A 7,179-nucleotide genomic window follows, 5' to 3' on the forward strand; every position below is an offset into this window, starting at 1 on the left:
ATACAATGTGATCTTTGTTGCTATATAAGGGATACAATGACTCCTTTTTGGCAACCAGAGAAATATTGTGACTGATACAAGCTGGTCTCCCGAGCTCGCCCATATCTCCGGCCCGAAATATCTCGCACTGGTCCGTGCGCTGCGCGAAGGCATCCGCCGCGGTGACCTCAAGCCGGGAACTAAACTCCCTACTGTCAGGGACTTGGCATGGTCTTTGGGGGTCACTCCGGGCACCGTGGCGCGGGGGTATCAGATCGCCACGCAGGAGGGGTTGCTGGAGGCCAAGGTGGGGCGCGGCACCTTTGTATCGACACAAACGCAGCGACTCGGCCCACGCGAACCCCTTTATCGCCATACCGGAGAGGATATCGACGCCACCCCGGACGATCTGGTCAATCTCAGATCGCCACAATTGCCCGATGTCGGCCAGACAAAAGCGCTACAATGGGCGATGACCGAAGCCGCCCGCGACATCGGCAAGACCTATCTGCAATATCCGGGTCTGCGCCGGGATGCGTATTGCCGCGAGGCGGTGATGGACTGGTTTCCGAAGGATTGCTCGCTCGCGTCGGAATTAAATGCCGACGACCTCGTACTTACCCATGGCGGGCAGAACGGGATCAACCTCGTGATGCAGACCTGCCTGCGCGGCGACCGGCCCGGCGTCTATATCGAGGAGCTTGCCTATCCCGGCTTCCGGCACGCGGCACGGCTCAACCGCGCCGAGGTGCATCCGGTTGCGATCGACGCGCAGGGCATGATCCCCGATGCGCTCGACGCGGCGTGTCGCAAACATGGCGGCCAAATCGTCTGCATCACGCCCGATGCGCAGAACCCCACGGCGGGACGGATGGACGCCGCGCGCCGCGAAGCGCTGGCCGAGGTCGCGCGCCGCCACGATCTGCAGATCATCGAGGACGATTGCTACACCGCGCCGGTGACCGGCCTGCCGAGCTTTCGCGTCATTGCGCCGGAGCGCAGCTGGCATGTGACCTCGCTGTCGAAGACGATCTCGGCGGGCATGCGTTTCGGCATTGTGGCCGCGCCCGAGGGCATGGGCGAGGTGGGGCGGCTGGCCGCCCAGCACAGCTTCTTTGGCCTCGCGCGTCCTATCACCGACATGGTCGCGCTGCTGTTCGAGAGCGGCGAGGCGATGCGCCTGCGTTACGCCGCGCAGGAGGAGATGGGGCGGCGGCTGCAGATGACGGTGCAATCGCTGGCGGGTCAGGATTTCAACTGGCTGCCGGGGCTGAGCTTCCTCTGGCTGAAACTGCCGATGGGCTGGCGCGGCTCCACTTTCGCGCGCATGGCGGAGATGGAAGGCGTGTTGCTGCGCTCGGCCGACGAATATGTCGTGCAGGACGGGCAGGCGCCCAACGCGGTGCGCATCGCGATGGCGGGCTCGGTGCCGGAGGAGCGCTTCCGCTCGGCTCTGCGCACGCTGACGGGGCTGCTTGAGCGGATGCCCGACGATCTGCCGGTCTGACGTTCGGTGCCAGACCCGGCACCCGGTCGCACTGCACAAATTTACGGCACCTGCCTTGCCCTTGCGCGCGCGGGGGCGGTTGCCCTCTTTTCACGCCCGCGACCTTGTGCTTTCGTGACATCCAACGACGCCCGAGACGGGTGCAAATCGGGAGAGATGGATGGCGGGTAAAGGGGAGAGATGGCTGCGCAGCGAGTCCGCGCAGGGCTATGCGCTGATCTCGCCGCCCTTCCTCTATGCCGTTCTTTTGCTGGCCGCGCCGCTGGTCACGATCCTTGCCTATTCCTTCTTCCAGGACGGCTATCTGACGGTGGTGCATGAATTCACCGTGCAGAATTACATCGCGACATGGACCGATCCGATCTTTCGCGTGATTCTGGTCCGCTCGCTCTTGGTGGCGGGGCTGGTGACGCTGGTCACGGTCGCGCTGGCCTTCCCGATTGCCTATTATCTGAGCTTCGGTCTGGCGCCGAACCGCAAGGCGCGCTGGATCTTCCTGATCACGATTCCCTTCTGGACGTCCTACCTGATCCGCGTGTTCCTGTGGAAGGTGATCCTTGGCTATAACGGCGTGATCAACTCGGCGCTGGAAAGTATCGGGATCATCGGGCCGAACGGGCTGATCGCTGACCCGTTGCAGATGCTCAATTCAGTGGGGGCGATCGCGCTGACGCTGGCCCATGCCTATGCGCCGTTTGCGATCCTGCCGATCTTCGTGAGCCTCGAGAAGATCGACCGCTCGCTGCTGGAGGCGGGGCAGGATCTGGGCGAGAGCCGCTGGCGCACCTTCCTGCGCGTGACGCTTCCCTTGGCGATGCCGGGCGTGGTGGCCGCGACACTGATCGTCTTCATCCCGACGGTGGGCGATTACGTCACGCCCGAGTTGATCGGGGGCGGCAAGATGCCGATGGTCGCGAACCTCATTCAGGCGCAGATGCTGCCGCTGGACAACCGGCCCATGGGTTCGGCCATCGCGGTCAGCTCGCTTCTGGTGGTCGCTGCGCTGTCGCTGGTGTTCCTGTGGCTCAACCGCCGCTTCCTGAAGGTCGGAAAGTGAGCCGCGCATGAAAATCCCGTCCCTCAAGATCTACGCGATCGCTTACCTGATCTTCCTCTATGCGCCGATCTTCCTGCTGCCGCTATTCGCCTTCAATGACGGCACGATCATCGCCTTTCCGCTGAAGGGCTTTACGACCGACTGGTTCGCGAAGATGGCCGAGAACGACACGCTGCGCCACGCGCTGTCGAATTCGCTGATCATCGCGCTGACCTCCTCGGCGGGGGCCACGATCCTTGCGATTTTCGCCGCCCGCGCCTCGACGCGCTATCGCTTCAAGGGCAAGGGTGGGATCATGGGGCTGATCCTGCTGCCGATGGTGCTGCCCGATATTCTGATGGGGATGTCGCTGCTTCTGGTGATGCTCGAAGTGTTGAAGGTGAACCTGTCGATCGCGACGGTGATTTTGGGCCATGTGATCATCTCGCTGCCCTATGCGATCGCGGTGCTGCAAACGGCTTTCGCGACGCTCGATCAGTCGCTGGAAGAGGCGGCGGTCGATCTGGGCGAAACACGGATGTCCACCTTCCGGCTGATCGTTCTGCCGCTGGTGATGCCCGGCATCATCTCGGCCTTCCTGATCTCTTTCACGATCTCGCTCGACGAGTTCATCGTGGCCTTCTTCCTCGCGGGCAATCAGCCCACGCTGCCCACCTACATCTTTTCCCAGCTGCGTTTCCCCTCGGCGATCCCGGTCATCATGGCGCTTGGCACCTGCCTCGTCGCGGCCTCGATCCTGCTTCTGAGCGTGGCCGAATTCTTCCGCCGGCGCGGGGTCAAACGGACCGGCGCCAAGGATACCGGAGGTTTCCTGTGACCGATAAACCGATGATCGCCTTTCAGGACGTTCACAAATATTACGGCGATTATCACGCGCTGCGCGGCATCACCGCCGAGATCCGCGCGGGCGAGTTCTTCTCGCTGCTCGGTCCGTCGGGCTGTGGCAAGACTACGCTTCTGCGCACCATCGCGGGGTTCGAGGAGATTTCCTCGGGCGCGGTGCTGATCGACGGCAAGACGATGGTGGGCGTGCCGCCGAACAAGCGGCCCACGAACATGGTGTTCCAGTCCTACGCGATCTTCCCGCATCTGAGCGTGGCCGAGAATGTGGGCTTCGGCCTGCGCCGCGATCCGCGCTCGAAATCGGAGAAAGCCAAGCTGGTCGAGGAATCGCTCGAGATGGTGGGGCTTTCCGGCTATGGCGCCCGCGCAGCCCATGCGCTCTCGGGCGGGCAGCGGCAGCGTGTGGCGCTAGCCCGTGCGCTGATCCTCAAGCCTAAGGTTTTGTTGCTCGATGAGCCGCTCTCCGCGCTCGACCGCAAGATCCGCGAGCAGATGCAGGTCGAGTTGATCAAGCTGCAGCGCGAGGTCGGTATTACCTTTGTTCTCGTGACCCACGATCAGGAAGAGGCGCTGGTCATGTCGGACCGGATCGCGGTGATGTTCGAGGGCGAGATCGCTCAGCTCGCCGATCCGGAAGTGCTCTATGGTCGCCCGAATTCGCGCCGCGTGGCCGATTTCATCGGGGTGATGAACTTCCTGCCCGCCTCGGTGACGGACGGGCCGGGCGACGCGGTCACGGCCGAGGTCGCAGGACTCGGTCGGCTCGAAGTCGCGCCGAGCCAGATTTCGAGCGCTCCCGCAGGCGACGGCGCCGCGGTGGGTTTCCGACCGGAAACCTTAACGCTCCTTTACGAAGGTCAACAGGCCTCGGATCGCGAAGCACCCGGCACGATCGACGAGGTCGTCTATTACGGCGACATGACCTATTACGATGTGCGGCTCGACGGTACCGAAAAGCCGGTCCGCATTTCGATGCGCAACGTCTTCGGACGGCCCGTGCTGGAGGTCGGCACACGCACCCGCGTCGCATGGTCGCCCGGGGCGCTGGTTCTGTTCCGGTGAACCGGGCAGGGGGCCTAACCCGACCGATAGTTGTCAGCGAGATATTCCCGCTTTCTACCACTGACTGGCGGTATCGGCTTGAACTGGCCCGTTTCCGTCTTTGGCTACTTGTTGCGCAACCCGTGACAACGAGAAAGGGCGCGGAATACACCGCGCCCTTTCTGTTCGTCTTGGATGATTTAAGCCCCGTCAGCCTTCGCTGGCGTTATCCGGCTTCCCGAGCGCAGCGCTTGCAGCGCCTTCGTGGCCACGGGTGGCACCAGCCTTCTCGATCCGGTGCGCGATCTCGTCGCGCACGACGTCCGGGCAGTCAGGATGATTCGCGATCCGTTTGGCGTTCGCGAGCGTGGCGGTTTCGCTGAACAGGCGGAAAAACTCTTCCGCTTTGGGCGTACCCGCAAGTTGTGCCAAGACGCTCTCGAGGCTTGCGAAAAGGGCTTTATTCGCGCGGTCATGTTCGCGGTGCTGATCAAGAGCGATCTGGGCCGTGAGGTTTTCCGCGCGGGCTTTCATTTGCCGTTGGCGGTCGGTCATGCGGTTCCAGTCGATGACAGGATGTCGGTTCTTCTGTGCCATGTAGTCTAATCCTTTTCTGACGGTCTTTGCAGCGTCTGCCGCGCGCCTGTCGCGAGGCTTCTTGGTTGCTGATGATGAGGTGGGTTCATCGCGCTGCGCGCGGAAATCGAATTCGCGAACTTTTTCACGTTTTCTCATCAGAGCCCCGATCGACGTCGTCGAACCGGGCGGGCGACAAGCGGCGCCGAAGCGCATTCAGCGGCAACGAAAGAGATCTGCGCGCTTGAGCGAGACGCTGCCGGGCTTTGTTGGGCAGCGTTTTCGCAATCTCGAGAAGCGCAGCGTCCGCCGCCGCAATCTGCGCGAACTCATCTGCGAGTTCGGCGCGTGCTTCTTTGCGTGCGCGTTGCCGGAGAACTGCTAGCGCGCGCCCAAATATGGCCTGCACCGGCGAAGTCGTATCGAATTGAGCGTCCTGTCGAGACGTCTCGTCCGTGGCGGTTACGATATCTACGCGGCCATCGGCCACCGCAGCCGCGACATCGAGCACGGACTGTGCGTCTTGTTGCTGCCGCGTGACGGTACGCTCTTGATCTGCGAGCGCTGATTTTTCGGCAGCGAGGGTTTCCTCGGTCTGCTTCACCGCCTTGTCGCGGCTGGCCAGCTCAATCTCCTGGCTCTCGCGCCATTTCCGTGGGCTGACGTGTTCGCGATGTTCTGGCAGCGCGATCTCGGTTCCAGGATCGGCCACTCCATTCGCACGCGCTTCGCGGACTTTCCTGTTGTGTTTAAGGGCCTCCCGCATGGCTTGCTTGCGCCGCTCGCCGCGCCGGAGCCCAATCTCCTCGAACCATTCGCCGACGCTATCTTGCGCCTTCTCGTAACTGCGGATCAACGGGTGAACCGCCGGCTGCAGCATACGCCGACCATCCGCTGTCACTGCGCGGGGAATGATCACGGCATGGATATGATATGCTGTTTCGTCGAGATCGGCGCGTGCATGAACGCAGTCGTCGCCGAAATTGGTCAAGAGCCACTCCTTGGCTCGCGTCTCGAATTGCATCTCTCGCGTAGGTCCGCTCTCCCCGAAAAACTCGGTAAGATCCTTTTCGAACCACTCTTTGTTTACCGTCAGAATGATTTCGCGCAGCGGACCGTGCCGGGTTGCGCGCCAGGGATCGCGCGGCCCCCGAAAAAGCGCATTCTTAAGCTCCGTTTTCCGGCGTCGACGGCGCAACTGCTCGAGTTCGAGGAGATGGTTCGCATGGCGCATGTCTTGGATCTCGTCCCACGCATCTTGTGCCCAGGTTTTCGAGCCGATGAGGCGCCGATTTTGCGCCATGCGGCTGGTGTCGCAATGGCCGTGATCGCCCCCACTGCGCATCCGGTGCTTTTCATAGCCGGCAAGATTGCGAGGGTGCATGCCTTGCATGCGCATGACGATTGGGTAGCGGGTTTTCGTTGCTGATGACATTGTCGATCTCCGTGCTTGTGAGATCGAGGTGGGTTCATGCCATTTGACGCGGAAATCGCTGTGAATTTCCCCCGGTATCTCTCCGGGAGGCGCCTGCGAGGCGGGTGTCGGGACAGCTAGGCGACTACGGGAGGCTCAGAAACAAAGGGCGCGATCCGGAAGTTCGCTGCGGGCGCAAAACAGTTTGGTCGAGCACCGAACAGCGAACGTTGGAATTGCTATTCATGTGACGATGAAAACCAAAAGCTAGGGTCCAAAATTGACTTCGCTTTTCGTTTTCCAAGCAAAACTTCGCCCAAGTCGCGCTTAAGACTTCTGTCCACGTCTGCGTCAGAAAAGTTCTTCCACGCGCCTTCGACCATAGTCGTTGTGCTGTCCTGGGCAGCGTTCTGAAAGTCCTTTAGCTTCGAGTAGCCCATATCAACAAAAATCCGAAGTGCATTGTCGTGTCTTCCTTCCAGCGCAGGCACAAGAAGGTGTCGCAGAACGTTGTCTTTCTCAGTCCGCATAATTCGCTCTCCACGTTGTGCAACATTCGAGATTAGCTCGGGACAAAGAACCATCGCACGACCCAACGATGGCGCAGAAACGTTGGAAATTCCTTCACGAAGAGATCGCCAAACGTCATCGTGGTAGTTCTTGTCGAGCGCGAGCAACAGGGTATTGAGCTACTCCCCGACTCTTGGACAGGATCTGGCGTAAATTAAGCTACTCGTTGCACCTGCTGACCGGATTGGTTGA

The 7,179-nt window shown here is 61.4% G+C and carries 6 protein-coding genes; 4 read left to right on the top strand and 2 right to left on the bottom strand.

Annotated elements, in window-relative coordinates; all coding sequences use genetic code 11:
- The first annotated feature begins 67 nt into the window (after positions 1–67).
- The 4 genes from BMI89_RS11910 (at position 68) to BMI89_RS11925 (ending at position 4,448) form a co-directional block, all read left to right on the top strand.
- Complete coding sequence (locus tag BMI89_RS11910; RefSeq protein ID WP_078571067.1) at positions 68–1,486, top strand: PLP-dependent aminotransferase family protein; 1,419 nt, start codon at positions 68–70, stop codon at positions 1,484–1,486.
- Positions 1,487–1,646: 160 nt separating this feature from the next.
- Positions 1,647–2,543 carry an ABC transporter permease gene (locus BMI89_RS11915; RefSeq protein WP_078571068.1) on the top strand — a complete coding sequence of 299 codons (897 nt, stop codon included), beginning with the start codon at positions 1,647–1,649 and terminating at the stop codon, positions 2,541–2,543.
- A 7-nt stretch (positions 2,544–2,550) separates the two neighbouring features.
- Positions 2,551–3,360, top strand: a complete 810-nt coding sequence (locus tag BMI89_RS11920) for an ABC transporter permease (RefSeq protein ID WP_078540909.1) — start codon at positions 2,551–2,553, stop codon at positions 3,358–3,360.
- 11 nt (positions 3,361–3,371) lie between these two features.
- Entirely contained in the window at positions 3,372–4,448 is a 1,077-nt protein-coding gene (locus BMI89_RS11925) for an ABC transporter ATP-binding protein (RefSeq protein ID WP_078571093.1), read from the top strand.
- 189 nt (positions 4,449–4,637) lie between these two features.
- On the opposite strand, the gene BMI89_RS11930 is transcribed toward BMI89_RS11925, so the two are convergent.
- Both BMI89_RS11930 and BMI89_RS11935 read right to left on the bottom strand, forming a co-directional pair.
- Positions 4,638–5,162, bottom strand: a complete 525-nt coding sequence (locus BMI89_RS11930; protein ID WP_143593895.1) for a hypothetical protein — start codon at positions 5,160–5,162, stop codon at positions 4,638–4,640.
- Positions 5,149–6,438 (bottom strand): plasmid recombination protein, encoded by a 1,290-nt coding sequence (locus BMI89_RS11935; RefSeq protein WP_143593896.1) that lies wholly within the window; start codon positions 6,436–6,438, stop codon positions 5,149–5,151. The genes BMI89_RS11930 and BMI89_RS11935 overlap by 14 nt, the downstream gene beginning before the upstream one ends.
- Positions 6,439–7,179: the final 741 nt, after the last annotated feature.

The sequence above is a fragment of the Thioclava sp. F36-7 genome (genome assembly GCF_002020075.1).
GTDB classification, from domain to species: domain Bacteria; phylum Pseudomonadota; class Alphaproteobacteria; order Rhodobacterales; family Rhodobacteraceae; genus Thioclava; species Thioclava sediminum.

Excerpts from the sequence above, each read along its gene's own strand:
- BMI89_RS11915 (WP_078571068.1), top strand. The coding sequence starts at position 1,647 with ATGGCGGGTAAAGGGGAGAGATGGCTGCGCAGCGAGTCCGCGCAGGGC.
- BMI89_RS11920 (WP_078540909.1), top strand. The coding sequence starts at position 2,551 with ATGAAAATCCCGTCCCTCAAGATCTACGCGATCGCTTACCTGATCTTC.
- BMI89_RS11925 (WP_078571093.1), top strand. The coding sequence starts at position 3,372 with ATGATCGCCTTTCAGGACGTTCACAAATATTACGGCGATTATCACGCG.
- BMI89_RS11930 (WP_143593895.1), bottom strand. The coding sequence starts at position 5,162 with ATGAGAAAACGTGAAAAAGTTCGCGAATTCGATTTCCGCGCGCAGCGC.
- BMI89_RS11935 (WP_143593896.1), bottom strand. The coding sequence starts at position 6,438 with ATGTCATCAGCAACGAAAACCCGCTACCCAATCGTCATGCGCATGCAA.